Below are 26791 nucleotides of genomic sequence, written 5' to 3'. Positions count from 1 at the left end.
TTAGCGTCTGAGTGTGTCATCTTAGTGTTTCAGTAAGGATTACTAAGTGATCAGATCACACACACTTGAAAGAGTTCAAAAAAAATCCCCAAGCTACAAGCTTGGGGATTTGTGTATAAGAGACAGCCAGTGAAGGAGGCTTACAAATGAACTAATTACAACTTATCCCATGCGTCTGACCAATAAACGGTTTCACCTGGCGCATAAGAAGGATTTGAACACCACCCCGTGTATGGCCATGGTTTACATTGATACAAGTTGCCATCTGAACCTGTGACAATGTCACCTGCTTCATACGCTTTTCCAGATTCATACGGAGGGTAACTGCTGCCATCAGAAACAATCACAGAGCGTTGAGCTGTCGTAGTTTGATTAGCACTGTCCGTTACGCGGTAAACCAAGTTGTAGACGCCTAGAACGTTCACATCTACACGGCCCTCTACACGAACTTGATCAGTCAAATCACCGTCTTCTGCATCCGTGGCTTTTACACCTGCCATTGGGTCAAATGCATCACCAAGCTGGATAGTTGTATCCGCGACACCTTCAAACTCAGGCACAAGACTGTAAACAACAACCGTTCTGCTTTGCTTGGTTTCATTGTTGTCGCTGTCTTTTACACTGTAAACCAAAACATAAGTGCCAACGGTGTTCACATCAACTGAACCTTCGACAGTAATGCTGTTAGTTAGGTCTCCATCTTCTTTATCAGATGCGGTAACACCTGCATACGGATCAAATGCACTACCGTGATGCACTCGAACATCGTTGATGCCGCTAAACACCGGTTCGCCTTCACTTGGCGGTGGTGGAGTCTGACCGTGGATAAACGGACCGTAATCCTTCACAAATTTTTCACCGTACGCCTGACCATTCTTGTTGGTGCCCATATCCCAGTTAACTGACCATGTCATTACGCCACGAAGTGCCTGCCCTTGCGCTTTAAGTTGGTCAAACGCGTCGTAAAGATCTTGAGGATCTTGTACAAAGCCCGTTGCTGCTGCATCAATGTTAGATGGAATACCAAACACCAATTTGTCATGCGGAATTTTATGGAAACCACGTGTACCGTTCGATAGAGAGTCTGAAATGTAGTAAATGAATTCTTGTTTTAGCGCATCATTGTTTTGTGCAATCCAACCCACACCTTCAACCCAAATACCATCACCACCTTGGTTGTAAAATTGAGGGTTGATCCAATCGTAGTACCCTTCTAATCCAGTAATATAAGGAACGTATTTGCCACCTTCTGTTAAGTATGGAAACTCAGGCGCCATCGTAATTAGGAAGTTTTTGCCCTGCTGTTGATAGTGTTCTTTTACAAGGCGAAGTGCAGCTGGGATTACTGTTTGGTTGTCTGACGCGGTTACTGCAGATTGCTCTAAATCGATATCCAGACCATCAAAGCCGAACTTATCAGTAAGGCGGATGATCTCTTGTGCGAATGCTTGCTCATCGCCAGTTTTCAGCTCGACGTGCGCATCTGCACCACCAAGCGCAATAAGAACGGCGCGTCCTTGTTGGTTTAGTGCGCTAATTTGATCAATAAATTGTTGTTCTGAAAGACCAATATTTGGATCGAGCTTAAAGGTTGGAATGCGGCCTTCGCTGGTATTGAACACCTTCATGAAGGAGACGTTAACCACATTGTACATTGGGTCAACTTCATCCAGCGTCACACACGGCGCATTACCGCCCTTGTAACCAGCCCCATCGCACCAGTTATGCCAATAACCGACTACAACACCGCCATCTGGATTCACCATTTCATTAGCGGATGCTACGTTTGAAAGACCACTCAAACCCAATGCTACTGCTAGATATAGCGCTTTTTGCTTCATCGTGTTACCTCTCATCCATTTTGCTTCATCACAACAATCATTCAGCACTTTATATTAGTGCTTAATGAATTTTTATTGGATTATATGGCTGTATTGCGAAAACAGATACACGTGCAAAGTTATGTTTTCCAAGTCTATTTTATAATTGTGATCTTAATTCACGACGCAAAATGAATAGGAAATTAGCGTTCGCTCTTAAGCGTGACTTACTAGCAAAATTAGGCAAAAAGTTAACCAATATCTATTTTTTGGAGCTCGCTCGCAACGATTTAATCAGGATTTAACCCTGTTCATATAAAAAGTTTGCACAACGTAGACATTGGGCTGGAACGCCAACTTATATAATGCGGGCTTACATAAATAGAGGTTATTTTTATGAAATTAAAAACAGTGTCAGCTTGCGCAATCTTGGTTTTGCTTGTCGGATGTCAGCAAAAAACTCAAGATGAAGCGACACAGTCAACAACCTCGGCAGATGTATGTAGTACACAAGAAAATATGCCAGGTGGGTGGAACGAATTTGATGCTACCCCAGACGCTCAAAAGGCAATGGCCTTTGTCCTAAATAAAATGGAACCTCTCTCTTCGTTTAAACAGATCTTGTCCGTTCATGCACAAATTGTGAGTGGTGTGAACTACGCGATAGAGTTTGAATTGAATGACGGTTCAGTTTGGAACGCGGTTGTTTACCGCAATCTTGATGGTGAATATGCGATTACGCAATCACCGAAAGAAGGTCGTTTCTGCGAACAATAAATGCTTCGAAACTGAAAACTCAAAAGCCCCGCTATTTTACACCGTAATCTAGCTGGGCTTTTTGTTTATCAATGTTTATCGGTACCGTTTACCTTTACCGATTAAGAATCAAATGCCATCTGAGACTTCACAGAAACTGTAGAACCAAGTCGCGACGGTTCGACATCAATGCGTTGCGCCATTTGCTCTTTCAGCTCGGATACATGAGAAATCACACCAATCATGCGACCCGTTTGTTGTAAGTCGACCAAGGTTTGAATCGCAAGATCCAAAGATTCCGGATCTAAGCTGCCAAAACCTTCATCAATAAACAGCGTATCCAAGCGAATACCGCCACTGTAAGACTGCACAACATCAGATAGACCGAGCGCTAATGCCAACGCTGCCATGAAAGATTCACCACCTGATAACGTCGCAACATCGCGCGTTTTACCTGTGTAGCTGTCCTCTACTACCAAATCCAAGCCTCGTCCTGCAGCACCTTTAAAGCCTTCAGTTTTACGAGCCAAGATATAACGACCTTTACTCATCAGACTTAAACGCTGTGAGGCTTGAATCAATACATCGTCTAATAACACACCAAGGACAAATCGGTGCAGACTGATACGGCTACCCGTTTTACCGCTTGCAACGTCATACAAGGTGCCAAACACTTTGTATTCGTCTTCTAACTTAGTGTTCTTGTCATGTAACGTCGCGATGTCATTACGGACTTTCTCTAGACGTTCAAACAGAGAGCGCGTGCTATCAAGCTGATTACGCGCTTCAACGTAACTTTGCTGAATACTGTTTAACTTAACGTTAAGGTCATCTAAATCAGGCAATGCCAAGTCTTTCAATGTTGAACTCAAATCTGCCAATGTTTGTTCTAGCTTGATTTGAGTCTGTTTGAACGCATCAATTTCTTGCTGCCAAACCTGCATCTCAGCTTCATCAACTTTACTTGTTAGGAATTGCGCTTCATCCTCGAATGCGCTCGCCTGCAACGCTTGCGCCCAATCAGTTTTGGCTGTGTTCAAACGCTCTAGTGCCTCATTCAACCACTGTTGATTGGTTGTCAGTTGGCTTTCAATATTGCTCTTCGCCAGCACGGCTTGTTGCAAATGGTTTTGTGCAGACTCGAATGCGGTATTTAACTCGGTAATCTGTTTTTGAATCGCAGCAATGTCTTGCTTAAGAACTTCAAGAGATGAGTACTTGGCATCTAACGAAGCAGACAGTTTAGCCAGTTGCTCTTGGTTCACTTTTACCGTCGATTCATTCGCTGCCATCTGGTTTTGCAGATCATTGATCTTACCTTCCCCAGTAACACAACGCTGGTTTAACTCATTGACGCTTTGTTCCAACTGAACCAAGTTAATCGATGACAATTGCTGTAGACGTTCATTGAGTTGCTGTATGGACGCTTGTAACGCGCTTAAATCCATGGATGCGCTTTGGCCGAGTTCAGCGGATAGTTGCTCAATCTGCTGCTTGTATTGTCCGATTGCGATATTGTGCTGCTCCAACTGATTGTTCAATTGGTTAAGCGCAACTTGCCCTTCTCGCTCTATATTTCGAGCGTTTTGAACTTGATCCTTAGTGACCTCTTCACCAACAAATTGAGCGGGTTGAGGGTGTTCTACACTACCGCACACCGGACACATTTCACCGGCTTGTAAGCGCTGAGCCAATACAGCGGCTTGAGCATTATGCCAGTTCAATTCAAGTGTATCAGCTGAGCGTTGAAGTTCTACGTATCGCGCTTTAGCTTGGTCAACCGAAGCTTGTTTGCTGGGCGTCAATGCATCCAATTTCGCTAGCTCTTGGTTTAAGCCCGTAAGCTTCTGTAGGTCTTGCATCAAACGTTGTTGCTGTTTTATCTCAGCCTCTACACTACCAATACTTGCAACATCGACTCGAGCTTGATCCAGTAACTTATGACCTTGTTGCGCCTCTAGCGTTAACTTCTCTTTCAGAGCGATATATTTCTTAAGCGTTGCTTCAAACTCGGATTTTTGCTTCAAACCTGCGTTAATGGCTTTCTCTAACTCTGACTTTTCAACCAACTTTCCTTTCATGCCTTCAAGTTGGTATTGCTGCTCTGTCAGTTTTGGCAATTGTGCAGCTTGTTCTTTCGCGGTTTGCAGTGCGCCTTCTTTGGATTTTACCGCGTCATTTGCCACAGTAAGATCTTGAAATAGCTTAGCCACCTTTTGCTCAAGTTCTTGCGTTTGCTTTGAGGCATTTTGTAACGTGACATAAGGCAACTCAACCTTGCTTGCCTTCTTCGCATTGTCTAACTGCAATTGACGTGATGAGACAGCATCGCTCTGTTCCATATGTTGCTTCAATGCAACTTCGGCTTGCTCGCGCTTTTTAAACTCATTGCTCAGCGCTTCTGCTTTTTGCAGTTCCGTTTTTACCGCATTTAATTGCGCCAGAGATTCTTGCTCTTGCTTTTGTACAGATTCAAATTGAACAGATAAGGCTTCGCGCTGCTCTGTCAACTCCGCTTCTGAAGAAACACCAGCTACCTGCAGTGCGCCTCGAATCTGGTTGTCAAACTCGTCTTTGGCTTTGCTAATGGCACTCGCTTTATCTTTCAGCGCATATTCAATCTTCTTGTAGATATCCGTTTGGAATAGCTGACCAAATATCTCTTCACGCTCTTTGGACGTCGCAAGTAACAACTCTCGGAACTTACCTTGTGGTAGCACCATCACTTGGCGGAACTGAGTTTCGTTCAAGCCAATAATATTGGTCACCTCTGTCTTTACTTGCGTTGTTTTGCTAGTGATGAGCTTTTCTTCGTCCGTAATCTCATACAAAGCTGCGGTATGCTTACGCACCGTCATGCCCTCACCACGCGCCTTTGGTGCTTCTTGTTCTGGTGAGCGAATCACTCGATAAGACTTGCCGTGCAAAGAGAACTCTAGCGTCACTTCGGTCAATAACGTTGGCGCTGCCATATCGCAACGCATTTGAATACCTTGGCGCTCGTTACCCGTTGTTTCACCATAAAGCGCAAAACAAATCGCATCGAGAATCGAGGTTTTACCCGAACCAGTAGGACCGTTGATAAGAAACAGAGGGTTAGTTCCCAGCTTGTCGAATTCAATCGTTTCTGTTTGAGCAAACGGACCAAAAGCCTGCATTGTCAGTTTAATGGGTTTCATGTTTGGTCCTTACTAAGCCTGCTGGGAAAGTTGTTTAATGATGTCACTGATCGCTTGATCTTGATCTTGCGATAATTGGCTGTCTTGCGCTTCCGAAAAGAAGTCTCGGAACATGTCTATCTCACTTCTCGCCAACTTCGCTTGCGCCATCTCCTGCTCGACACCAATTAACATGCCCGGTTTTTCTAGGTGCAAAACATTCGGGTAAACAGTACGTAGCTTTTCCATTGGGTTTAAGATTGCGTGCTTATCCATCAAACGTACCAACAAGTAGTCTTCGTTTTTCGGATCGGTTTTGCCCTGCTCTATCACTTGTTCAAGCTCACCTTCAACGATTCGCATCTCATGAGGTGCAGCAAGGTTAATGTGCTCTGCCGAGACAAACCCGTTTTGGTCAATTTCCACCAGCGTGAAACCTTTCTTCTGGTTTTGCTCACCAAAACTGTATTTCATCAGTGAGCCAGAATAACGAATGTACTCTTCGCCTTTTTTCTGCGGCTGATGCAAGTGCCCCAACGCTACATAATCGAAGTTAAGGAAATGCTCGTGACTGACGCGGTCAGAACCACCAATCGAAAGTGGACGCTCAGATTCAGACTCAATGGCACCATCGACAAAGCAGTGGCTGACTAACACGTTGCGTTGCTCTGGTTGGAACTGCTCAGTGATTTTCTCGGCAAGTAACTTGTGCGCTTGATCGTGGGTCGAAACGGGTTCTTGATAGGCAAAACGGACTTGCTCAGGATCGTTATAAGGCATGCCATAAAAAGCAACTTGCCCTGCGCTTTCGGTTTCAATAACAACAGGGATAAGCATGTCTTCGAAGTTACTGATAATGTGAAGACCCGCGTTTTTCATTTGTTCTGAACCAAAACCCAAGCGCTCTGCACCATCATGGTTGCCAGAAATCAAAATCATCGGCGTGTTTAGCTCACCACAGATTCGCTTCACTACTTTGTTAAGTAGCTCAATCGCAATGGTTGGTGGGACAGAACGGTCATAAATATCACCAGCAACTACCACTGCATCAACAGGGTTGTTTTCAATGTATTGGATTAACTGGTCAAGAACGGCTTGCTGATCGTCAAGTAAAGAGACGTTATGAAACTGTCGGCCAAGATGCCAATCTGAGGTATGGATAAACTTCATTCGAATTCACTTTCTGCCATCTACATGGCGCTATCTTATTATCCCCCTAGGATATCGTGAGTTCGTAAGCTTTTCATGTGGTTTGTGGCGTATGCTGGAGTTAAAGTAAAAACGAGCTAATTGTGCGCACTTAAAATCTACCAACCATAAGCATCTGAGATTTGGTGATATAGTTCCTCATACGCATCTTCTTCATTTTGACATTCAGTTACAGACGTAATTCTTCCTTGACTGTTGTATACAACTTGCCAAGAATCATCTTGATTGACCACACACAAACACTCACCATTTTTCAGTCCATCTAGGCTATAGGATTGATGAGGTACTTTTTTCAATTTATCAACATTCATAACAAAGCGAACTAGTGTAGAGTTTTCATTATTCATTTGCGTTTATATCCTTTGCCTAATTTATTTGCACAAACCCGATCATTATTTGGGAGCAAAGAACATGCCCTAAGCACTCGGTTTACCTATCTAAAAATTCTACGTCCAACCGCTCGACACAGAGACAAATAAACTGACCATCCAAATATGCATAATCAGACTCTAAAAAATCATCACAAATCTTAAGTCCAGCGTCTATGGTCCCACCGTTTAGTCTACCTAATAGCTTATAAGCATAGGTACTATCGACCCTTGTCATACTAGTTTCGTCTGCACTTTCCTGCTCTGTTAATTCAAAATCCAACATTTCAAATGTAACGGGATATGCTTGCCCAATATACAATTCATAGGCCCCCCCCCCGGCAAAACAGGTTAATTCGACACCATTAACTTCAAGCGTAACTTCTTCTTCCATATCTGAGTTTAAGCTAAGAACTCTTGCCTTGTGTGTGATCACTATTCAGCCAAACTGATTGTTTAAAAGATATCTATCTAGATCGATACTGGGTAAACAAAAGAGCCCACAAAGCGTGAGCTTGAGTTTTGCTATGCAGGACGGGTTACTCTCTGTGACTTTTAAGGACATTGCCGACCATTGACGCCATATCGATAATTTCGGCTCCCCCTAAATCCACCATAACCTGTAAAAATACATGTAGATCTTCTTTGGTCATAGCATCTGCGGACTTCTTGCCCCCCATAAATAGGTAAGGGGTAAACACCATCACTTCTTCTTTACCCACTGGACCATGTTTTTTAATCGCAGACGGAAGGAGAGGTTTTGAACTAACTTCTACGTCTATATATTCTTTATCTTGAAAACCGAAAAAGCTTTGAATTGCAATATTAGCATCGCCTTTAGAAATGTCTTTTGCGTGTCCTTGATTTGTCATTATCCAATTTAAGTGTGTCGCTATATCGAGTGACGCACCTGTTCGCTCTCCCCACAAATAGAGTTGACCATAGGCGCTTCGAGCGATCACATGGTAATTGTCAAAGTGTGCGAACTCTGTATCGTCAAGAAAAGATTCAAGCACATCTTCAAATTCTGCGGGATTGGTGATCCAGAATAGACCATCGTTAAAGCCAGAGAAACCGACCATTTGCCAGTATTTAAGTAGCTGATCTGGAAGTATGCCTCGATATGCTTCAACTTGTTGGTCAGTTGCCTGAATATGTTCGGTCGGCTCGCCAAACTCTTCTATAAACATTTCAAAATATTCGTCATTCATCTTATTTAATTCCACGTAATGGGCAGCGCTCCAGCGAAACATTCATTTTGGCATCTGGTCCTAGGTTTTCAAATGCACGTTGTGCTTGCTCATCCATCTGAGTTAAGCGCGACTTTGTGCGCCACTGAGAGCCAATTGAGGAGTTAACCCTTTTATTCCCCATCCTATTCACCTTGTCAGCCCCGCCTGCAATCATATCTGGATCATGCAAAGCCGCAAGGTTATCCATAATCTCAGATGTTCTTTGTTTCGCCGCTTTTTTGGCGTCCATAGGGCTCATCTTCAACTTAAAGCTTTCAGCTAGCGAACTATTCAATTGACGAGAAAACTGCTTTCTGAAATCCTCCTGAGCCATACCCGTTCCCGCTCGTTTCATTTCTTTGTAACGATTGCGATTTTCGATGTATTCCCCCACGGTCAAGTCATTAAGACCCGCTTCTTGATGCCTTAGTTGGCGAGCAAAATGACTTTCCAATTCACGCTCTTTGCCTTTGAACTTGCCTTTAATCGTTGCCCCAGGTTCAAAACAAGGCACTTTAAATCGCTTCATGGTGCTCAAAGACTTCACCATGGCGTTATCGAGTTTTTTCAGCGGCAGTTCATCGACAACTTTTTCCGCATATCTGCCTGGTATTGCGGTGATAGCCATACTCGTTGCAGTAGAGAATGAAGGATTATCGATAAATGCGTTCCCTGCATTTATCATATCTTCAATCCCTTCGACCATCATCGATATTGGATCGATATTTACAGCGTTAATACCCTGTAAAGTCGGATCTGCGATAAGTTCCTCAATCGTTGGCCCAGAAATATTAACCGCTGCTTTTTCGTAGACCATCCTCTCCGGTGCATTATCGTTATGCCCTGCTAGAACTGTATGCGCATCCTCTTTTGCACATAAACCCAGAGGATCAACCCACGAGACAGGGTTTGGTGCGAATTGATAGTGGTTGGTTCCACCAAGCAGCCCTAGGGGGTCGGGTTGGATAAATCGACCTATTTGAGGGTCGTAGTAGCGTGCTAAGTTGTAGTGCAGACCAGTCTCAATATCGAAGTACTGCCCCTGTAAGCGAAGGTTGTTTTTAACCGTCTCGATTTCAACGTGAGCAAATCCAAAGGTATCGTATGCTGCTTGCCAAGCTACCTGCCCTTTAGAGTCCACCAAACGTTCTGGGGTTCCGATTTGATTACATTGGTAAAAATAACACTCACCGTTTTCAATAAGAGCAAGCGGAACAAAACTGTTTGGTTGATATAGATACCACCGATAACCCGAACGAGAATACTCGCCGACTAAATGACTTCCTTGCCAAATAAATTCAGTGGTGCCATTTTCACTGATTTTCTTGATTCTTCGGCCTAGTGCGTCGTATTCGAATTGACATAAACGCCCTTCGCTCTCGACAAAAATTAGCTGCCCTTTAGCATCGTAAGTACAGCGCTGCTCTAATCCATTACCTTGACTACTGGTTCTGTTACCTAGTTCGTCGTAGTCGTACCTGACGCCATGGTATTCAACAAGGCGGTCATATTCTAGCTGTGCACCTTCATCATTAAAGTTGCCAAAACTGTCATAGATGTATGACTCCTCAGAGGTTTGCGTCTTTACCCTTTCTAAATGGCCGAGGTCATCATATTGATAATGTTGGGGCCCCTTCTCACTGTCGACGATAAGAGATAAAAGATGCTGTGCGTTGTAATGATACTTTCGCTCCAAACTCTCCCATATTTGACGCTTTAGTCTTCCTAATCCATCAAACTCTTTTGTTTCCCCTTTAGTGCCATACTGAATACGAGTTATTCGCTGTAAGTCATCGTATTTAAACTGTATTGTGGTGTGCGCCCCCCCTTGAATAGAAATGGAACACACCACACCGTACTCGTCGTATTGGTAGGAGATTTCAGTACCGTCACTATAACATTGGGACTGGAGTAAACCGTTATTAAGATATCTGTTGTGGAAGGAATAGCGTCCCTGCTGTTCACTTACCAATTTTGTATCTTTATAGGTATAAGAAGACATCGAGAAGCAATTATGCACGTTGATTAGTTTACCGCCTAAGCTATATTGGAAATGGTTTTCTACTCCCTTTCCGCTTCCAATTGCTCGAATATTGACGACTCGCCCAAGGTCATCATAACGAAAGCTAACTTGGTTAGTCCGGCGCCTAATCTTGCTTAGTCGCTCAGCCTTATCGTAGGTATAACTTGTATGTATTTGGTCGAAGTTTATCGTCGACTGAATTTGTCCATCAGGTGTATATGCAAATTCGTACTTACAACCATCGGAACGCTCGATAGTTTTAAGGTTCCTTTCTTCGTCATAAGAAAACGACATGACGCTTTTATTTTGTTTAAAAACCTCTACAGGTTGAGCAAGGCTGCTCCAATTGATCTCTACTTCCCCTCTCGGTGTACTGATAAGTTTGACACGGCCGTAGTCGTCATATTCGTATCGATGTTCGCGTAAAATTTCATCTTTCGAATTCTGAAAATACAGACGGGTAAGTAGACGATTTTGATTGCGCTCAAAGCCGGAGACAAGACCTTCCGGATAAGCGATTCCATTTACAAGGTCATGTTCATCATAACTGTAGCGAAAGAGACTTTTATTGGTTTTCTTCGCTCTAAGTTGATGCTCATCATCCCACCACCATTGAACACATGCGCCAGCGTCAATAACCTTTTCAACTAAGCGGCCATGTTTATCGTATCGGTATCGCTCTTGTTTACCTTCTTTACTTTGTTGCCAAACCAGTTGGCCGAGCGCGTTAAATTGGTTTTCAATGGTTTCACCGTCAGGCAACTGATGTCTCGTACTACAACCGAATTCATCATAGTCAAAATGTTCCGTTGCACCTGAAGAATGCCGTTTGTTTTTTAGTTGCCCAAATTGATTATAGGCGTAAGTGACGTAGCAGCCATCCGGTGATACTTCATTTACCAAGTGCCCTTTCGAATCATATTCATATACCCAGCGTCTTGATTCAGGGCTTTCACGCTCAAGCAACTTTCCTTGTTCATTGTGTTTGTATCGCCATGCATGACCTCTCGGATCGACAACAGTCGATTGAGTCGGTTGGAACTCAAAAGTATATCGATACGCGCCATCATCCGCCCAATTACTTACGCACTTAGCACTCACGCCTCGACCTATCCAGTCAAAATAATGCGAAAATCCTGTTGCACGTGTTCGTCTAGTTAGTAAACAGGTATCACTATATTGATAAGATTCTGCTTGCCGATGTTCATCCGTGGCCCTGGTTAAACAAAAGGTACGGTCATATTGATACTCAGCTAGAGTAGCTAGGGTTGTAGGATGGCGTATTTCAACAAGTAATCCTTGCTTGTTATATTGTAATTCAAGTTTTGCTTGTCGATTGACGTTTACTTGGGTGATACGGTGATTACGTGAATATTCTAGATTTACCGTTTTCATGAGCCCAAGTCGAATCTCACTAGCTAACCAGAGCTCCTCTACTTGAACAAACTTGACTTGTACACTGCCATTTATCGTAACCAATCGATAACCATTTGGATGATATTGGCAAGTCGAATCGGTATAAGTTTGGTAACTCACCCCTCCTTTAGAAACAGGGGGAAATAAGATGGAGTCTCCCATTTCATCTACAAAGAGCCAGCCAATAATCTGTTCTTTCTCATCCAGTACATCCTTCAGTTCATACTGGAAGATATGTCGCCAACCAAAACCAAGTCCTGTATTTTTATCAGAAAGCGAAGATCGGTAAGTCCGCTGCCACACTAAGCCGAAAGGTAGTCGCACATCAGTTAGTGTTAAGTTTTCTTCGCCCGTTACCAAAGAGACAGGATCACCTGCTTTTGCATGTTTTTTACTGCTCTCATTTTGGGGAGTATCACTACTTTTACTCTCGCTTTTATGAGGACTGTCATCTGTCGACTTTGCTTTTTTATCGTTCGTCTTGGCAATTAGATCAGTAGGTATCTCTGTTGGGGGGTAATAGGTACTAGGCGCTTGTTGAGGTGTCTGAAAGGCGAACAACGATTGCTCAAATAAACTCTCAGCAATACGCTTATAAAGGTCCTCGTCAGTGAGCTCTTTCATCTCTGCGGAGAAATACGTGGTCGCAGTAGACCAAGACGCAATTTCTCTGAGTTCATCAAACGCAGAGTAATAAAAACGTTCGACAAAGATTTCAGCCGCTCTGACAGACGTGAATCGTTCCTGTTTACCAAATGGGGGTTGATGCGAAGAAAACAAATAGGCTTCGCCGTCCAGCGTTGTGAGCTTAACAATCCTTTGTGAATTCATTTTAAATCTTTACTCACTACACCAATTGAAAATCGTGCCAATGGCATAGCCTTGAGTCTCTATATCCACTTGTAAGACTTGAAAGTTCTCGACATGTTTAACGCGTTGTCGATGACAGAGAGAGAGTGCTTTTAGAAGACCACCACACGCCCCTAAAGGGCCTGTTCGGGAATCGGAAAAGATGTATCGAGTCTCCGCACTAATCCATGAAGACAAAAAGTGAATCGAGTTGAGCCATTGTGGCTCTTCTTCAATTCCTATAGACAATAAGAGTTCATCAAAGCTTTGTTCAGAAGCGTTGCCTAACTGCCGAACGATATTATCTGTCGCCGTATTTAATGGCGTAAGTTCGAGATCTATTGATTGAGTCCGAACGTTAAGCCCCTCTTTAACCGCAACGCAACGCGCCACAACTAATGAATCATATACATCAAACTTGCTGCTTGAACTCTGTGCAAGGTTGATCGCAATAATCCATGGAACTGTGTTTTGATGACTAAGCTCTTCCAATTGACTCAATGCCATTAAGAGCGACGCTTCACCATACGGATAGAAACGAATAAGTGGATTAGCTTCAAGATTAAACAACGACAAAATAACGGAGGAAATACGCTTCAGCACTGACTTGCATGATACCCGAGGAAGTAACACACACACCGGCGCTTGAATGTCAAAACCATGAATGTGATGACTAAGATTCTCGAGTAACGATTGAACCCTATCTTCCAAATTATTGGCATGACTCTTTACACGTATAGCATCATCAGACACGTTAAGTGTGTTGTTAGCATATTGTTCAATAGAGAATTCTCTTCCGTTTAGTACACAAAAAACAGGGTCAAATATGATCGGCATTTATCCCCCAATTAAAACCGTAGTGACGCCAGCGACAATTTTTCCACCATGGGCAGTAGAGTCTCCTAGTCTGGCTGCCGGTTTTCCATTGATCTTAACGCTGGAGGAGCCCGAAGAAACACTATCAGGAGGTCCAACGCATACTAGCTTATCGCCTTGCCTCGCAGCTGGAATACCTGAAATTTTTACGTTTGCAGAACCTATCGCTACAGGGCCGCCCTGATGAGGTACTTTTCCGGTTTTAGCTGGACAGACGTGATGACTTCCTAAGACAGCAGCGGGTTTTCCCATTTGCTTTCTCCCTAGTTCAAAGATATTTGGCCAGCTTTCAGACCGATAGTGGAGCCGTTGATCGAGATCTTATTTCCTTTAATATTGATGTCCCCAGAGCTAGACATTTGTATCGACGCTCCGCCAACTTTAATTTCGATACTCTTCCCAGCGCAAACCGACAAGGCCTCACCAACGTCAGTTTTATGATTTTTTCCAACGTTAAGCGTCGAGCTTTGGCCGATGTCCTGCGTTACATTGTTGGTCACGGTTTCCGTTTTGTTATTTTCAACGGTAATTTCCGCGCAATCTTCTACCAACATTTGAAATAATTTTTCGGCGTGTAAATAGACGTGCTCTTCACCAGGTTTGTCGTCAAAACGTAATTCGTTAAAATTGCTGCCACCTTTCTGCACTGATCGAGATTTGTAACCACTTTGGGATGCTTGATCCGGCAAGCTATACGGTGTTCCTTGGTTACCGTTATACAAAGAACCCGTGACGATAGGTTGGTCTGGATCACCGTTAACGAAGTCAACAATAACCTCTTGTCCTACTCTAGGATGAAAAGCACTCCCCCAACCATTTCCTGCTACTGTCTGAGCAACACGTATCCAACATGAACTGTTTGCGTCATGCTCTCCTTGACGATCCCAGTGGAACTGAACTTTGATTCGCCCATGCTTATCTATGTAGATTTCACCTTCTTTGTTTCCTGTCACTATGGCCGTTTGAAGGCCTCGAACTTGTGGTTTTCCAAACCTAGCTAATGGACGCAATATCGTTTTTGAATCAACACAATAAAAAGCAACTCTCACGCCTTGGTTGGCGGTACCACCCTGACCTGTCTGATTGAATACCGAAGCTGAAACGGAGACAGAAGACAGCACATACTCTTTACCAATTCGACTTTTATCTTCATGTTTTTTGAACTTAAAACACGTTCCAACCGTAAATGATCGACAACTCGTTTCCCCCATGCATTGATAAACATTTTGTTGCAATGACTCGATGTTATGCATGTTTCTTAATGCGAATTGGTCATTGGTTTCAGTCTCCGCCAAATACTCGTAATGCTCACTGACTGGAACGGTGAAGAAGTTGGTTGACCCGTTAGCAGAGTGCTTCGGATAAGAGCTTGGCTTCAACATATTGAAACCGGACAAATGACTGCTTTTTGTCGTGAGGGACTGAGTTTCATTCCATGAGAAGATATGGCTAGATGCTGCGCTACCAGTTGAGTGCTCTACAATAAATTCTGCCGAAGGGGTGTAGTAACTGATATCGTCAAAAAATTCTATGACATGATCTGAATCGGAATGTAAAAAACAGAACGCGATACCTTCCTCCGCCAAAATTCGCCTTACAAAGGCCAAATCAGATTCTTCGTATTGCACTTTATATGTGTATTTGGTGTAAGCTTTAGTAAGCTTAAAACTGAAGGTAATTTCATGCTCAGCAAGAATTTCTGATACGATCTCTTTCACATCTCTATACTGAAATATTCTGCAATTTGTCCGATAATTTGAGAAGCATAACTTTGGTTCGATTATCAACTCTATATTTTTATATTGCTCACCCCTATCAACAGTCGAAACTCGAGTACCAGACAGTTTAGCCCTAGAAACTACGCCATGAAAATATCTAGGTTGTAACGATACCAATGAATGATTATCCATACTGATCGTCACTTCTTTGCCTATAATCTGATTTAACTCAGCTTGTTGCCCATTGAAATAAGCGTAAGCATGCAATGAAAAAAGCTCTGAAGCAGCCTCTTTATACTCGAAGGAATTCAGAATTATTGCATCCTCACCAAATGGTGTAAAAATTCTAATGAAGTTATTGTCTTGAGTTGCTTTTTTCATTGTACACTTCTTAAAAAATGCGGGGAAAGGATCCCCGCAAATTAATTACATTTGTTGACCTTTAACACCGCTGTAACCGTATACTAGTGGTGCTGATGTATTGTTCTTATCATCAGTAGGTGTCACTGTCATCATCATTTCAGTGTATGAAATAGTGATTGTTTCAATCGGGCGATCATCTTGAATTGAAACAGAGTAATTAGAAATCATTGCATCAGTAAGTTCGATTTTCATGATTTCTTCTACTTTTTCACCCTGCTTAGTAATATGGAATACCGCAGGTTTACCTTTACCAATCGTTGCTTCTTTAAATAGATCTGGTGATGAACGATCTTGCAATTTGGTGATAGTTAAATCGTACAAGCGAGTCGCGCTAGCTTCACGGTCCATTGCGGTACCTGTGAATGATGAAATTTCACGACCAACACTCCAATCTACAGATAGTAGTGTAATTAGATCCTTGTACTGCTCAGCAGTTGCTTCACCTTTAATATCTGCATATTTAAGATACGTGTTAGACTGCATGCTAATCTCCTATAGCATTAATAATTGACATATTGCGTAGTTATTTAATCATCAAATCGTTATTGATAATTAATGACTTATGTATCAAAAACTTTATTTTAAATACGCTCTTTTATATCGCTTAATTTGAATTTAATTAAGCACTATTTTCCAAAAAATAAAGTTAATATGAAGCGAGTCTCAATTTATTTTTACATTGAAACCGCTGTTAAATAAGTGAGACGTTAAGTGATTTAATTTCTCCATCAACGTTAATTTCCTCAAATGTCTTACCATTAAGAATAGAACTCAATATCTCATGGGAAATTTTTGGTAACAGCGTATTTTCAATCGTAGTTTGTATTACCCTAGCACCACTCCCTGACTCATTGCTATTATTAACTATGTCATTTATTAATGAATCACTAAACGTAAATTTGGCATTGTAGTTTCTTTGAATTCTGTCGGATATTTTCTGTAATTTTAAAGAAGCAATATTACTTAATACTTCTTTATTTAACGGCAGATATGGAAGTACGTTGACTCGCCCTAAAAACGCAGGTTTAAAATCACCCAGAAGATCCTCCCGTAGCGCCTCTTTTAAAGCTGTTGGTTCTGGGGCTAACTCAGGGTCTTCAAATAGAGACATTGTCGTCTCCGTTCCTGTATTGGCAGTCATAATGATAATGGTGTTTTTAAAATCGATATCTCTTCCTTCACCATCTTTGATCATGCCCTTATCGAAAACCTGATAGAAAATGTCTTGCACACCCGCGTGCGCTTTTTCCATCTCATCCAATAAAATAACACTATAAGGTCTACGTCTTACCGCTTCTGTGAGAACCCCGCCCTCACCATAACCGACATAACCAGGAGGTGAACCTAACAATAGAGAGACTTTATGTTCTTCTTTAAACTCAGACATATTGATTGTCGTAACATTATCTTCGCTACCATACACTTTCTCCGCTATCGCCAGCGCAGATTCTGTCTTACCGACTCCACTTGGGCCTGTAAGCAGAAAAACGCCATTAGGTTTCGATTCATCAGTGAGTTGCGCGCTCGCAGTTTTGATAACCTCTGACATGACTTCGAGTGCGTGATCTTGCCCTACCACTCTATGACTTAGTGTCTCTTTTAGTGTAAGAACCGCTTTGATGTCATCATCTTGCAGTTTTCCTAAAGGGATACCAGTCCAATCTGAGATCACCTCCGCAATTAAGGCTTCGCTAACGTGTGAAAAGACAAGTGGTTGAGAGTTTGAGCTTAAGTCTTTCTCAATACTTACTAAGCGATTCTTGTCTTCTTCATTAGCTTCACCTTCCTGAAGTTGAATCTTATGCCGTATTAGTTTTGCTTCATCGACCCATTGTTTTTCTTTTTGCCAAATTTCTTCTAATTCAAGAATCTCACCATGTAGAACATTAATTTTTTCTTTAATATCAGAAATTTTATGGTCATTCGCCGAACCGAATTGAGACTCTTTGTACAGTTGGTCAAGTTCCAACTCTCTTATTTGAAGATCTTTTCGTTTACTATCCAATGTTCCTGGCGTGGATGATTGGCTTAGAGCAACACGAGAGCATGCGGTATCAAGAACAGAAACTGCCTTGTCAGGCAATTGACGACCATTTATGTATCGTGCAGAAAGTTGAACAGCAGCTTCCAAAGCTTTATTTGTGATATACACGTCATGGTGTTTCGACATCACGTCCAACAACCCTCGCAACATTGCAATTGCAATTTCTGGCATAGGTTCATCGATCTTAACGACTTGAAAACGTCGAGTTAGTGCTGCATCTTTCTCGAAATACTTTTTATATTCCGCCCATGTTGTCGCCGCTATTGTCCTAAGCTCGCCACGGGCCAACGCCGGTTTCAAAATATTTGCCGCGTCGCCTTGACCTGCTTGCGCTCCACCACCAATCAAACCATGGGCTTCATCAATGAAAAGTATGATAGGTGTTTCCGATTGATTAACTTCTTTAATCACATTCTTTAATCGGTTTTCAAATTCACCTTTCATGCCCGCGCCTGCTTGCAGTAGTGCCATATCTAACGATTTTATTGAAACGTTCATTAATGCAGAGGGAACATCACCATCGATAATTTTTTGCGCCAATCCTTCGACAACGGCAGTTTTTCCGACGCCAGCTTCACCTGTCAAGATTGGATTATTTTGTCTGCGGCGTAGCAAAATATCGATCATTAAACGGATTTCGTCATCTCGACCGACAACGGGGTCGATTTTCCCTAATTTTGCTTGCTCTGTAAGGTCAACAGTAAATTGATGAAGTGCAGCGTTTTTGCTCTTACTAATCCCTTCGTTAGAGGCGAGATGCTTTGATTCAGATTCATTAACATCCAACAATGTGTTTACATCAATTTTCATTAATTCTGAGCTAGGCTGATTCAACATCGTAACCAAAGTATCATCCGTTAAGTAAGCTCTTAATAAATGGATACAACTCAATTGCTCTTGATTAAATTCAATCGTCGTAATCATCATTGCATTCTGCATGATGGTAACGGTATGTTCAGACAACCCAGGGACCGAATCGCATCCTGTTCGATACTTTTCTAACTGTTCGAGCAACTGTGACTCCACTCGGCTAGCATCGATATTTTGGCTACGAAAGGCGTCCGCGTATATCCCAGACGGATGTTGGATAATACTAATTAACCAGTGCGTCATTTCAATACTATGATGAGTACGAGAGCTGGCCATTGCGGCAGCATGCTCTAACGTTTCTCTTGCATGCGGAGATAGCCTCTCAACCAACGCTGATAGTGATAATAAAGCCATTGTGAATCCTTTAAATGGTAATTGTTATTCTGCGGTCTTTTGTACGCTTATGCTTCGTCAATACAGAACCAATGCCCAATTGACCGACTTGTTTTGAGATACAAACCTGAGGAAGGTATTTATGTTGAGTCGTTAACTTCCATTTAACGCGCTTATGCTTACCAAGAAAATCATGTGTTATAGATTTCATCGTATGCACACAAGATGTATTAGGTAAGAGTTGCTTCACTTGTTTCGTCGTGTTTGGGAAGAATTCAATTGTCACGCCCGCATTGATGTTCCAAGCTTTAGATCCTACTGAAGCACCACTGCCTAATTGAGCGAATTGACCTTCCGGCATGCTTTGAGAAACCAGTCGAGTTTGGTCTTCTCCCGTGAGGTGCAACCATTGCCCCTGAAATTCATGTAAGCGGACATCACATCCTGAGAGGCTTTCGAGCATTCCTTTAAGTGCACTTTTACTACGATTCGATGAAGCAAACACCCCTGCAAAATGATTAGCAAGATGCTGGGTTTGCCCTGTCACCGACTCTAACATGCTACAAAGAGGCGATCGTCGTCCTACCGAATGAGCAGTAACCTGTGAAGTAAGTTGAGTCAGTTGCCAACTACGGTAGTAAAGAGACAGTAACCGATGATTAAAAATGTCATAGAAATCGACCATTGCGTTGTCTCCTTCTTTTTGACGATTCAATGCAAGTTCGCTGTAATGCTGTGGCAAAACACCTTGCTCACCCGTTAATCCGATTAAGTTTGTCTCTAACCTTAATTTGCTCTGGCTGATCGCTTTCACAGCACACAACTGAGAATTCTCATAACCTAACGCAGGATTGACCTTAATCGATATCTTTTCGTCTCTAGGTAGCGCATCGGAACCTAACTGTGCCTCAACTCGAAGTACTTCTTGTTCAATCAAGTGTAACGCTTCAAACAACGAACGCTGTTTCAATTGACGATAAAAGTCTTCAGTCTTCATAGCAGAACCTTATCGCCGGTAAGCGATGGCCATTGATAAAAGCGTTTACCTGTCGACTTCAACTTAACTTCTAGTTGAGTAAAAATATTCACTTCAGCGTACTGAGAGAGATAGACTGATAACACACAGCCTAAAAAGAATATTTGCTCTTTAAGGAGGATTTGGTCTGATACAGTTAGAATCAATTTAACACCATGGGCAAACCCCATTTTCCCTTGCTCGCTCACTCTCCCGGCCACTTTTTCAAACTCGAGTTTCACAAGCGCATCAATCAGAGCCTTTGTTTCTGCCGTACCAGAAAAAGCATATAGGTTCAGGGTCTGTTTGAGCACTGCCAGTCCATCGTCTTGTGTGAAATGATTCAGTGTGAGTAGCTTGGTCAGTTGCCACCGCGTACTTTCATCCATTTCAGGCCTCACTGTTTCAGATAAAGACACCAAACAACGTACTGACTCAAAGTTATCGTTAACGTCAGGTAATGATACTTCTGGTAAACCACCACCAAACGGAAGTTTTTGCGGCAGGTTCCGATTGCAACACTCCGCTTGTACGTACATAAGCCAATTTTCACGGCTCTCTGGGCTAAAGAGTTGATGTTTTTTATCCACAAAAGACAGATACGTTTCTCGCCCGGGTTCGTCGTATCCACCAGCCCAGTTTTTGTCCTCTCGCCTCATTAACCAATAAATGTCACTATTACCCATGTAGTGCGTATGTTCACCGGCATAATAGCAAGGCAAATTTTCATAAGTCTTATTCCAGTTTCTCAACGTCACATTGGTAATCGAAACAACTTCATTACTCTCTGCTTCTTGGTATTGAGGCGACAAATGGTAATCGTACTCAGATGGCAGTAAACGTTTAGGTTCCATGGTACTTTGAAAGAGGTTAATGACTGGAGTACAGCCGAGCATTAGGCTTTCGTTGTCGACTTGTTTCGGTAACCAGTCGTCTGTGGAGTCAAAGAAAAAATAGAGGCTTATCGATTCGCCTAAATCAAGTTTATTGAGTTCTAAATCAATCAGGTCAAAGAACATAAATTTTTCTGGGAAGTGTAAGTATTCAACCAACATTCTTGACGCTGAGAAGCTTCTTTTGCCATAGGGCACAACTTTATCCGAATCCGAGAACCCCACAGATTTCAGATGCCTTTTCGTATACGATGCGACTTCTTTCCCTTGAACGGATACCGACAATCCAACAAGATTTTGGAATAACATTTGATACAACTTCTGTGTAAGTTGAGGTTGGCCATTGAGGTAAAACCTCAAGGTGTCGATGCCCATCAGGTTAATTGCACTTTCACTATCATTGGCATGAAGTTGAACGTTAAGCATCGAGTTTGCCACTTGCTCCCATCGAGACCCCATAGGTTTCACAGGCGCATTTTCAAATGAGCAATCATTTACGCGTAATGGGTACATTCGCGTTTCATAGCATGTTCTAAATTCACATTCTTTAAATCTTGGAGCGCCGATGACAACACGTTCACCAGAGACAACATCAAAATAGGCATTGGTGGATTCCGAGCACGTCATTTTCACAATCGACATGGAAGGAATTGGCGCGTGAAAATCTGGGTAGAGTTGCCCCAGCAGTGATTCTGTGAATTGAGGGTAGCTGTTGTCTAAACTTTGGCGAATTCTCGCAGTTAAAAATGCGCACCCCTCAAGAAGTCGCTCTACATGAGGATCCTCGACTTGTTCTTCACTTATTCTCAAACGAGATGCGATCTTAGGGTACTGCTCACCGAACTCCTGTCCTTTATGGCGTAAGTAAGCCAACTCTCGATTGTAGTACTTTAGGAACTCTTCACTCATTTTGTTCTACTCAATTTCATACCAAGGCTCACCGGTTCAACTTCTGAGTTAAATGTGACTTCGTGGGTATTGCTTCCAATTAGGCAGGTTGCGGTGATTTTTAACCTCAGCGTTCGATCTGTGGCGCTTTTCTCACCTAAAATACTCACCAAAGGAGACTCTAGACGCGGTTCAAACTCCTTTATTGCATCGCAGACAATTTCACAAAGCTGATTTTGCCCTTCTTGGCTGCTGTATGGCATTGAAGAAAAGTCTGGCAGACCGTAGTTTAAAATGGAGTCTCGAACTTCTAAAAGATCATCAGGAAGTTCACGCCAACCAATTCGACTATTCAGCATGGCTTCAACATCCCTTAATAAGTTATTAAGTAAGGACTGAGAACTTGCTGGAAAGTCTTTCTCTTCACGAACATTCGGATCTGAGTCGATTAGTTTGTCCAGTAATGACGCCTCTAAAGCCATCGCGACCTCTAAGCTGTTAATACGGTTTCTTCAAGTAATTTCAAATCAAAGAGAGGAAGTGCAGTTTCACCCACTAACCAGCACTTTTGACCCAACCCAACGAATAACTCTTGCTCTGCAACTTGTTGCCAATCCGTTTCTCTACCTAGTTTTTGGGCATCGGTTTGAGAACCAATGTAAGTCAAAGGCGTATGACCCTCGCCTTCACCTAGACCTTCTATATCGAATTCAACGGGACGCCAAATCGTCTCTAATAGTGAAGATGGTGTTTTTAGTTCAAGCTGTTTCACATTGGCGATAGGCACAAGGAAGTAATTGCCTGCAGTCGAAAAGAGCTCTATGTATCCACCCAATTGATCATCTATGTCTCGAACGTCATCATAAATATTACCGCCCTGACTAAATGATTTTTTGACGCGTTGTTGTTCTATCTCAGACGCTAAGTTGTAGGCATTACGTTGGTCATTATTTTTTAGTGCTAAGTTGAATTCAATCAATAACCTATTCAGCCCTTCATGGTCACTGACAAACTGAGCCGTTGCTGCTCCATGAAAAAAATCCTTACGGGCTTGAGCTGCTTTAACGAGGTGACGTAGTTGACTGGCTCCAGAAAGATATTCTGGGAACAGTTTAATCGCTTGCATCAACTGTTCGTCCGCCCGTTCAAAATTACCGTCAATACAAAGAAGCTCGATGAAAGAACTCCGAAGAGTTGCATCTTTAGGAGAAACTTTTATATTCTCAATGAGTACTTCTAGTGCTTCTGTTAAATTGCCTTCTGCTAACGCGCTTTTCCATTGTGTCATTTTGATTCCTTACACCACCTTTTCTGGTGATAACTCCGTTATTAATTTGATCGCCGATACCATTTGATCGAGTTGAAAATGAGGACGTAAATGAATCACCGAATAATAATGCCCCGGCGCATCACGCTTTTCTTTCACCGCGATACTTGCCTCGTTCAGGGGGTACTTAGCCCTAAGCTCATCGGACGCCTCATCAGAAGCAGTCGTGTATTGGTGTAACCAATGCTGAAAATCTCGTTGTATTGCAGACGAATCTTGGTAACTACCAATCTTGTCCCGTCCCATCACTTTGATGTAATGAGCAATTCGAGATACACAGAGGGTATACTGCAACATCGATGATAATTTCGCGTTTACGCTGATGTGCGCTTCTTGGTATCGCGGTGGTTCATGTAGAGAAACATTCGATGTCATCCCAATCATGTCTGTTTCCGGTACAGGGGTAAGTGACATGAAACCGTTATCTGCTAAAACCTGCTCTCGTGACTCAGAAAGCTTTACGTTTAAAGGGCTTCTATCACGTGAATTTTTCACATTAAACTGAATCTGACTACGCGTTGGAGCGAGGACAAGGCCTTGAGTATAGTCGCCTTTTTTTATTCCTCTCATGTGAGTAAACCAACCGTGTTCCTGATACGTTCTTATTGCAATGGCACCGAAGCTATATGCTGCGCTTCCCCATAAAAGTTGTGTTTCTGAGTCGTCAATTCTCTCTTCAAACTGAAAACTTTCCGCTCGTGTTCCATCGCTGCCATGCGGCTGGCGAAACAAGACATTTGGTGCAGTGATGCCGATAAATTTCGACTCTTCTGATTCTCGTAGCCTTCGCCACTTCCCATATTCCACTTGTTCAAATTGAGTCGAAATATCACCAATCGCTGAAAGCTCAGAAAAACGATTCACCCCAAAAACACCCGGTGTCGCTGACAATATAAAAGGGCTAAATGCTGCAGCCGCTGATTGAGATACCTTACTCAATACAGATAAATCACGATCAAAATGGTTAGTAACAGGGTCGTGACGAAGCTCGTAATCACCAATGACTAACCCAAAAGGCTCTCCACCTGGTGCTCCATATTCGTTTTGATACAGAAGTTTAAACAATGCAGACTGATCAAATTCGATCGCTTTTAATGCGTCTTTACTGATTTCGTCCCATGTTACTGAAAGGAGCTTTACCTTAACTTCTTCTGATGATTGCCCATCGACCTGAGCACATAAATAGCGAAGGCCGATCCAACTGCGCTCTAACTTCTGGAAAGCACAATGATGGATTATCTCATTGAGTTGTTTTTCGAGTAGCTCATCAATCTCGTCTATAGCACTCATCAGACTATGTCGAAAACTCTCAATGTTTGGACTTTTAGTACCTTCCAACCATACTTTTGCCGAATGTAGTGAATCCATTGAGTCGATAAATTTATTCATCCAATGGCTATCAAGTTCCGCACACCCAAGGGGACTAAACTCGTGCTTCAATTCACTTGGGTCTAAGAAATTTAATGACGTATGTTTGCGCATGTATCAAGCCTATTCCGCTAGAAAGTGTGGTTGGCCAAGACAGCCAACCACAACGTGCTTAACCACCCGATTGCGGGATTTTTGCCACCAAGCGAAGTGATGTGGTGAGCTCTTCCATTTGTAGCCAAGGTTTCAACCAAGCCACAGCATTGTATGAACCTGGTGCACCCGGAATCTCTTTGACTTGAACACGAGCATCTGCCAACGGATATTTTGCTCTGATCTCTTGACCACCGCCCTCAGAAGCATTGACGTAACTTAGGATCCAGCGGTTTAGCCACGATTCCACGTCCTCAGCCTCCATGAAGCTGCCAATTTTGTCACGGGCCATGACTTTCAAATAATGCGCGAAACGGGAAGTTGCCATCATATAAGGTAGGCGAGCCGAAATAGCCGCATTAGCAGTGGCATCCGGCGAATCATGGTTGGCTGCTTTTTGGCAAGTTTGAGCACCGAAGAACACCGCATAATTGGTGTTTTTGTAGTGACACAATGGTAGGAAACCAAGTTTACCTAGTTCCGCTTCACGTCGGTCTGTAATGCCAATTTCAGTTGGGCATTTCATATCAGGATCGCCATCATCACTCATGAAGAAGTGTGTCGGTAAGTTATCCACTCGACCTCCCCCTTCAGCACCACGAATGGCAGTACAGAAACCATATTTAGAAAACGCGTCTGTAAGCTTTGCCCCCAACACGTAAGAAGAATTCATCCAACAGTAATCATTATGCTCAGCATTAGTCGCGATACCTGAAACTGAGTCGACTTCAAACTCCTCGAAACCAAACTCTTCCACCGGAGAAGTCGCTTGACCATAAGGTAAACGAGCTAATACTTTGGGCATGGTTAAGCTTACAAAGCGTGAGTCCGCACTCTCTCGGAATGAACGCCATTGTGCGTATTCAAGAGATTCAAAAACTTTATCTAAATCACGTGGCTTCGAAAGCTCTGTCCACTCATCAAAACCAAACAAAGCTGGTGAAGCTGCGGACAAGAATGGAGAGAAACCTGAAGCGGCCACATTCGACATTAAACGAAGTGATTCAATGTCTTCTGGATGGTTAGTAAATTCATAGTCACCAATCAAAGCGCCGTATGGTTCACCGCCGGCACTACCGAACTCAGACTCATAGACCTTCTTAAAGATTTGGCTTTGGTCGAACTCTACCGCTTTACTCAAGTCTTTATGAAGCTCTTTCTTAGTAATACTGATCATACGAACCTTTAAGGTAGAGCTCGTATCAGAGTTCATCACTAAGTAATTGAGACCACGCCAAGAGCCCTCTAGTTTTTGTAACTCAGGGTGATGCATAACTTCAGACAATTGCTCTGAGATTTGCTGGTCTAGCAAATTAATGGCTTCACGGAATGTCACTGTTAAGTTCTTATTCCAAGTTACAGTGCCTTTCATCGCTTCTTCTGCCAGCGTTTTTATCAGCTCTTGCGCTCGAGAGGATTCTGTCTGCTTCGTCGCTCCGATCGCTTGTTCCAAAAATGAAGACGCTTGCTGGCTAACTGTTGGATCTAGTTGCTTTTCAACTTGTGTAGTCATTACTGAGCTCCTTCTGGATTATCTGAAGGAGCAGGCTCACTAAGTTTGAGTTCACCCGCTAGTTTAGTAAGGTTCTCAGTGTTGTTCAGAACATCCTCTAGAATGTTTTCTAGCTCCTCAGAACGGTCGACTTTCGTCATTAAATCACGGAGTTTGTTGCGCGTTTCCATTAACTGACGCAACGGATCCACTTGATTCACAATCGCCGCAGGTTCAAAATCTTGCATCGATTTGAAACTTAAATCGACCTCGAATTGAGAATCATCGTTTGCTAATTTGTTCGCGACTTTAAACTTTACTGATGGGCTCATCTTTTTAAGTACATCATCAAAGTTGTCACGATCGATCTGAATAAAACGACGGTCTTTAAGTGGTTTCAAGGCTTCTGTATTTTGGCCTGCAAAATCACCCATTACACCGACAACAAAAGGAAGCTCTTTTTTTAGCGTTGTCCCTTCGGTTTCAACATCATAAGTAATGTGAACACGAGGCTTCCTCACTCGTGACAGTTTCGAGTGGATACTCGTCATACCGTTCTC

General features: G+C 42.7%; 20 protein-coding genes. 1 reads left to right on the top strand and 19 read right to left on the bottom strand.

From position 1 onward, the window contains the following. Positions 1–155: 155 nt before the first annotated feature. Entirely contained in the window at positions 156–1841 is a 1686-nt protein-coding gene (locus tag ATB76_RS20440) for an immunoglobulin-like domain-containing protein (RefSeq protein ID WP_009702818.1), read from the bottom strand. Positions 1842–2216: 375 nt separating this feature from the next. Here ATB76_RS20440 and ATB76_RS20435 point away from each other — a divergent pair, with 375 nt between their 5' ends. Continuing rightward, a complete protein-coding gene (locus tag ATB76_RS20435; protein WP_061036052.1) occupies positions 2217–2597 on the top strand; it encodes a cystatin domain-containing protein in 381 nt (126 codons plus the stop codon). Positions 2598–2698: 101 nt separating this feature from the next. Here the strand turns inward: ATB76_RS20435 and ATB76_RS20430 are convergent, their stop codons facing one another. The 18 genes from ATB76_RS20430 to tssB all read right to left on the bottom strand — a co-directional run bounded on the left by ATB76_RS20430 (position 2699) and on the right by tssB (position 26782). Then, positions 2699–5755, bottom strand: a complete 3057-nt coding sequence (locus tag ATB76_RS20430; protein ID WP_061036051.1) for an SMC family ATPase — start codon at positions 5753–5755, stop codon at positions 2699–2701. 12 nt (positions 5756–5767) lie between these two features. After that, positions 5768–6904 carry an exonuclease SbcCD subunit D gene (locus ATB76_RS20425; protein ID WP_042606078.1) on the bottom strand — a complete coding sequence of 379 codons (1137 nt, stop codon included), beginning with the start codon at positions 6902–6904 and terminating at the stop codon, positions 5768–5770. A gap of 137 nt (positions 6905–7041) precedes the next feature. Further along, positions 7042–7290 (bottom strand): hypothetical protein, encoded by a 249-nt coding sequence (locus tag ATB76_RS20420; RefSeq protein ID WP_042606079.1) that lies wholly within the window; start codon positions 7288–7290, stop codon positions 7042–7044. Positions 7291–7372: 82 nt separating this feature from the next. Further along, a complete protein-coding gene (locus ATB76_RS20415) occupies positions 7373–7705 on the bottom strand; it encodes a hypothetical protein (RefSeq protein WP_240538049.1) in 333 nt (110 codons plus the stop codon). 145 nt (positions 7706–7850) lie between these two features. Beyond that, on the bottom strand, positions 7851–8522 hold the full coding sequence (locus ATB76_RS20410; protein WP_240538048.1) for a GAD-like domain-containing protein: 672 nt from the start codon (positions 8520–8522) through the stop codon (positions 7851–7853). 1 nt (position 8523) lies between these two features. Then, the gene (locus ATB76_RS20405; protein ID WP_061036048.1) at positions 8524–12813 is read right to left on the bottom strand and encodes a polymorphic toxin type 15 domain-containing protein; all 4290 of its coding nucleotides are present in this window, start codon (positions 12811–12813) and stop codon (positions 8524–8526) included. A 9-nt stretch (positions 12814–12822) separates the two neighbouring features. Further along, complete coding sequence (locus ATB76_RS20400) at positions 12823–13668, bottom strand: hypothetical protein (RefSeq protein WP_061036047.1); 846 nt, start codon at positions 13666–13668, stop codon at positions 12823–12825. Next, on the bottom strand, positions 13669–13959 hold the full coding sequence (locus ATB76_RS20395) for a PAAR domain-containing protein (protein ID WP_038867681.1): 291 nt from the start codon (positions 13957–13959) through the stop codon (positions 13669–13671). 11 nt (positions 13960–13970) lie between these two features. After that, entirely contained in the window at positions 13971–15806 is a 1836-nt protein-coding gene (gene tssI / locus ATB76_RS20390; protein ID WP_061036046.1) for a type VI secretion system tip protein TssI/VgrG, read from the bottom strand. A gap of 45 nt (positions 15807–15851) precedes the next feature. Next, positions 15852–16331, bottom strand: coding sequence for a type VI secretion system tube protein Hcp (locus tag ATB76_RS20385; protein ID WP_038867685.1), 480 nt, complete (start codon positions 16329–16331; stop codon positions 15852–15854). Positions 16332–16539: 208 nt separating this feature from the next. Then, positions 16540–19116 carry a type VI secretion system ATPase TssH gene (tssH, locus tag ATB76_RS20380; protein ID WP_061036045.1) on the bottom strand — a complete coding sequence of 859 codons (2577 nt, stop codon included), beginning with the start codon at positions 19114–19116 and terminating at the stop codon, positions 16540–16542. A gap of 10 nt (positions 19117–19126) precedes the next feature. After that, positions 19127–20092, bottom strand: a complete 966-nt coding sequence (gene tssG / locus ATB76_RS20375; protein ID WP_061036044.1) for a type VI secretion system baseplate subunit TssG — start codon at positions 20090–20092, stop codon at positions 19127–19129. Further along, positions 20089–21912, bottom strand: a complete 1824-nt coding sequence (gene tssF / locus ATB76_RS20370; RefSeq protein WP_061036043.1) for a type VI secretion system baseplate subunit TssF — start codon at positions 21910–21912, stop codon at positions 20089–20091. The genes tssG and tssF overlap by 4 nt, the downstream gene beginning before the upstream one ends. Further along, complete coding sequence (tssE, locus tag ATB76_RS20365; protein ID WP_038867691.1) at positions 21909–22373, bottom strand: type VI secretion system baseplate subunit TssE; 465 nt, start codon at positions 22371–22373, stop codon at positions 21909–21911. The genes tssF and tssE overlap by 4 nt, the downstream gene beginning before the upstream one ends. An 8-nt stretch (positions 22374–22381) precedes the next feature. Beyond that, positions 22382–23179: a type VI secretion system accessory protein TagJ gene (locus ATB76_RS20360; protein WP_061036042.1), complete on the bottom strand. Its 798-nt coding sequence runs from the start codon at positions 23177–23179 to the stop codon at positions 22382–22384. A gap of 9 nt (positions 23180–23188) precedes the next feature. After that, positions 23189–24700, bottom strand: a complete 1512-nt coding sequence (gene tssC / locus ATB76_RS20355) for a type VI secretion system contractile sheath large subunit (RefSeq protein ID WP_061036041.1) — start codon at positions 24698–24700, stop codon at positions 23189–23191. A gap of 58 nt (positions 24701–24758) precedes the next feature. Continuing rightward, the gene (gene tssC / locus ATB76_RS20350) at positions 24759–26252 is read right to left on the bottom strand and encodes a type VI secretion system contractile sheath large subunit (protein ID WP_038867695.1); all 1494 of its coding nucleotides are present in this window, start codon (positions 26250–26252) and stop codon (positions 24759–24761) included. Then, a complete protein-coding gene (gene tssB / locus ATB76_RS20345) occupies positions 26252–26782 on the bottom strand; it encodes a type VI secretion system contractile sheath small subunit (protein ID WP_038867697.1) in 531 nt (176 codons plus the stop codon). The genes tssC (ATB76_RS20350) and tssB overlap by 1 nt, the downstream gene beginning before the upstream one ends. Positions 26783–26791 lie beyond the last annotated feature (9 nt).

Origin of the sequence: Vibrio sp. MOR3, assembly GCF_001557775.1 — a bacterium.
In the GTDB taxonomy this organism is placed as follows: domain Bacteria; phylum Pseudomonadota; class Gammaproteobacteria; order Enterobacterales; family Vibrionaceae; genus Vibrio; species Vibrio jasicida.
This window is presented reverse-complemented; position numbering and strand designations above follow the sequence as displayed.

Excerpts from the sequence above, each read along its gene's own strand:
- ATB76_RS20405 (WP_061036048.1), bottom strand. The coding sequence starts at position 12,813 with ATGAATTCACAAAGGATTGTTAAGCTCACAACGCTGGACGGCGAAGCC.
- tssH (WP_061036045.1), bottom strand. The coding sequence starts at position 19,116 with ATGGCTTTATTATCACTATCAGCGTTGGTTGAGAGGCTATCTCCGCAT.
- tssC (WP_061036041.1), bottom strand. The coding sequence starts at position 24,700 with ATGCGCAAACATACGTCATTAAATTTCTTAGACCCAAGTGAATTGAAG.
- ATB76_RS20425 (WP_042606078.1), bottom strand. The coding sequence starts at position 6,904 with ATGAAGTTTATCCATACCTCAGATTGGCATCTTGGCCGACAGTTTCAT.
- tssG (WP_061036044.1), bottom strand. The coding sequence starts at position 20,092 with ATGAAGACTGAAGACTTTTATCGTCAATTGAAACAGCGTTCGTTGTTT.
- ATB76_RS20415 (WP_240538049.1), bottom strand. The coding sequence starts at position 7,705 with ATGGAAGAAGAAGTTACGCTTGAAGTTAATGGTGTCGAATTAACCTGT.
- ATB76_RS20360 (WP_061036042.1), bottom strand. The coding sequence starts at position 23,179 with ATGACACAATGGAAAAGCGCGTTAGCAGAAGGCAATTTAACAGAAGCA.
- ATB76_RS20395 (WP_038867681.1), bottom strand. The coding sequence starts at position 13,959 with ATGGGAAAACCCGCTGCTGTCTTAGGAAGTCATCACGTCTGTCCAGCT.
- ATB76_RS20430 (WP_061036051.1), bottom strand. The coding sequence starts at position 5,755 with ATGAAACCCATTAAACTGACAATGCAGGCTTTTGGTCCGTTTGCTCAA.
- ATB76_RS20435 (WP_061036052.1), top strand. The coding sequence starts at position 2,217 with ATGAAATTAAAAACAGTGTCAGCTTGCGCAATCTTGGTTTTGCTTGTC.
- ATB76_RS20410 (WP_240538048.1), bottom strand. The coding sequence starts at position 8,522 with ATGAATGACGAATATTTTGAAATGTTTATAGAAGAGTTTGGCGAGCCG.
- tssB (WP_038867697.1), bottom strand. The coding sequence starts at position 26,782 with ATGACGAGTATCCACTCGAAACTGTCACGAGTGAGGAAGCCTCGTGTT.
- tssE (WP_038867691.1), bottom strand. The coding sequence starts at position 22,373 with ATGGCTTTAGAGGCGTCATTACTGGACAAACTAATCGACTCAGATCCG.
- tssF (WP_061036043.1), bottom strand. The coding sequence starts at position 21,912 with ATGAGTGAAGAGTTCCTAAAGTACTACAATCGAGAGTTGGCTTACTTA.
- ATB76_RS20420 (WP_042606079.1), bottom strand. The coding sequence starts at position 7,290 with ATGAATAATGAAAACTCTACACTAGTTCGCTTTGTTATGAATGTTGAT.
- tssC (WP_038867695.1), bottom strand. The coding sequence starts at position 26,252 with ATGACTACACAAGTTGAAAAGCAACTAGATCCAACAGTTAGCCAGCAA.
- tssI (WP_061036046.1), bottom strand. The coding sequence starts at position 15,806 with ATGAAAAAAGCAACTCAAGACAATAACTTCATTAGAATTTTTACACCA.
- ATB76_RS20400 (WP_061036047.1), bottom strand. The coding sequence starts at position 13,668 with ATGCCGATCATATTTGACCCTGTTTTTTGTGTACTAAACGGAAGAGAA.
- ATB76_RS20385 (WP_038867685.1), bottom strand. The coding sequence starts at position 16,331 with ATGCAGTCTAACACGTATCTTAAATATGCAGATATTAAAGGTGAAGCA.
- ATB76_RS20440 (WP_009702818.1), bottom strand. The coding sequence starts at position 1,841 with ATGAAGCAAAAAGCGCTATATCTAGCAGTAGCATTGGGTTTGAGTGGT.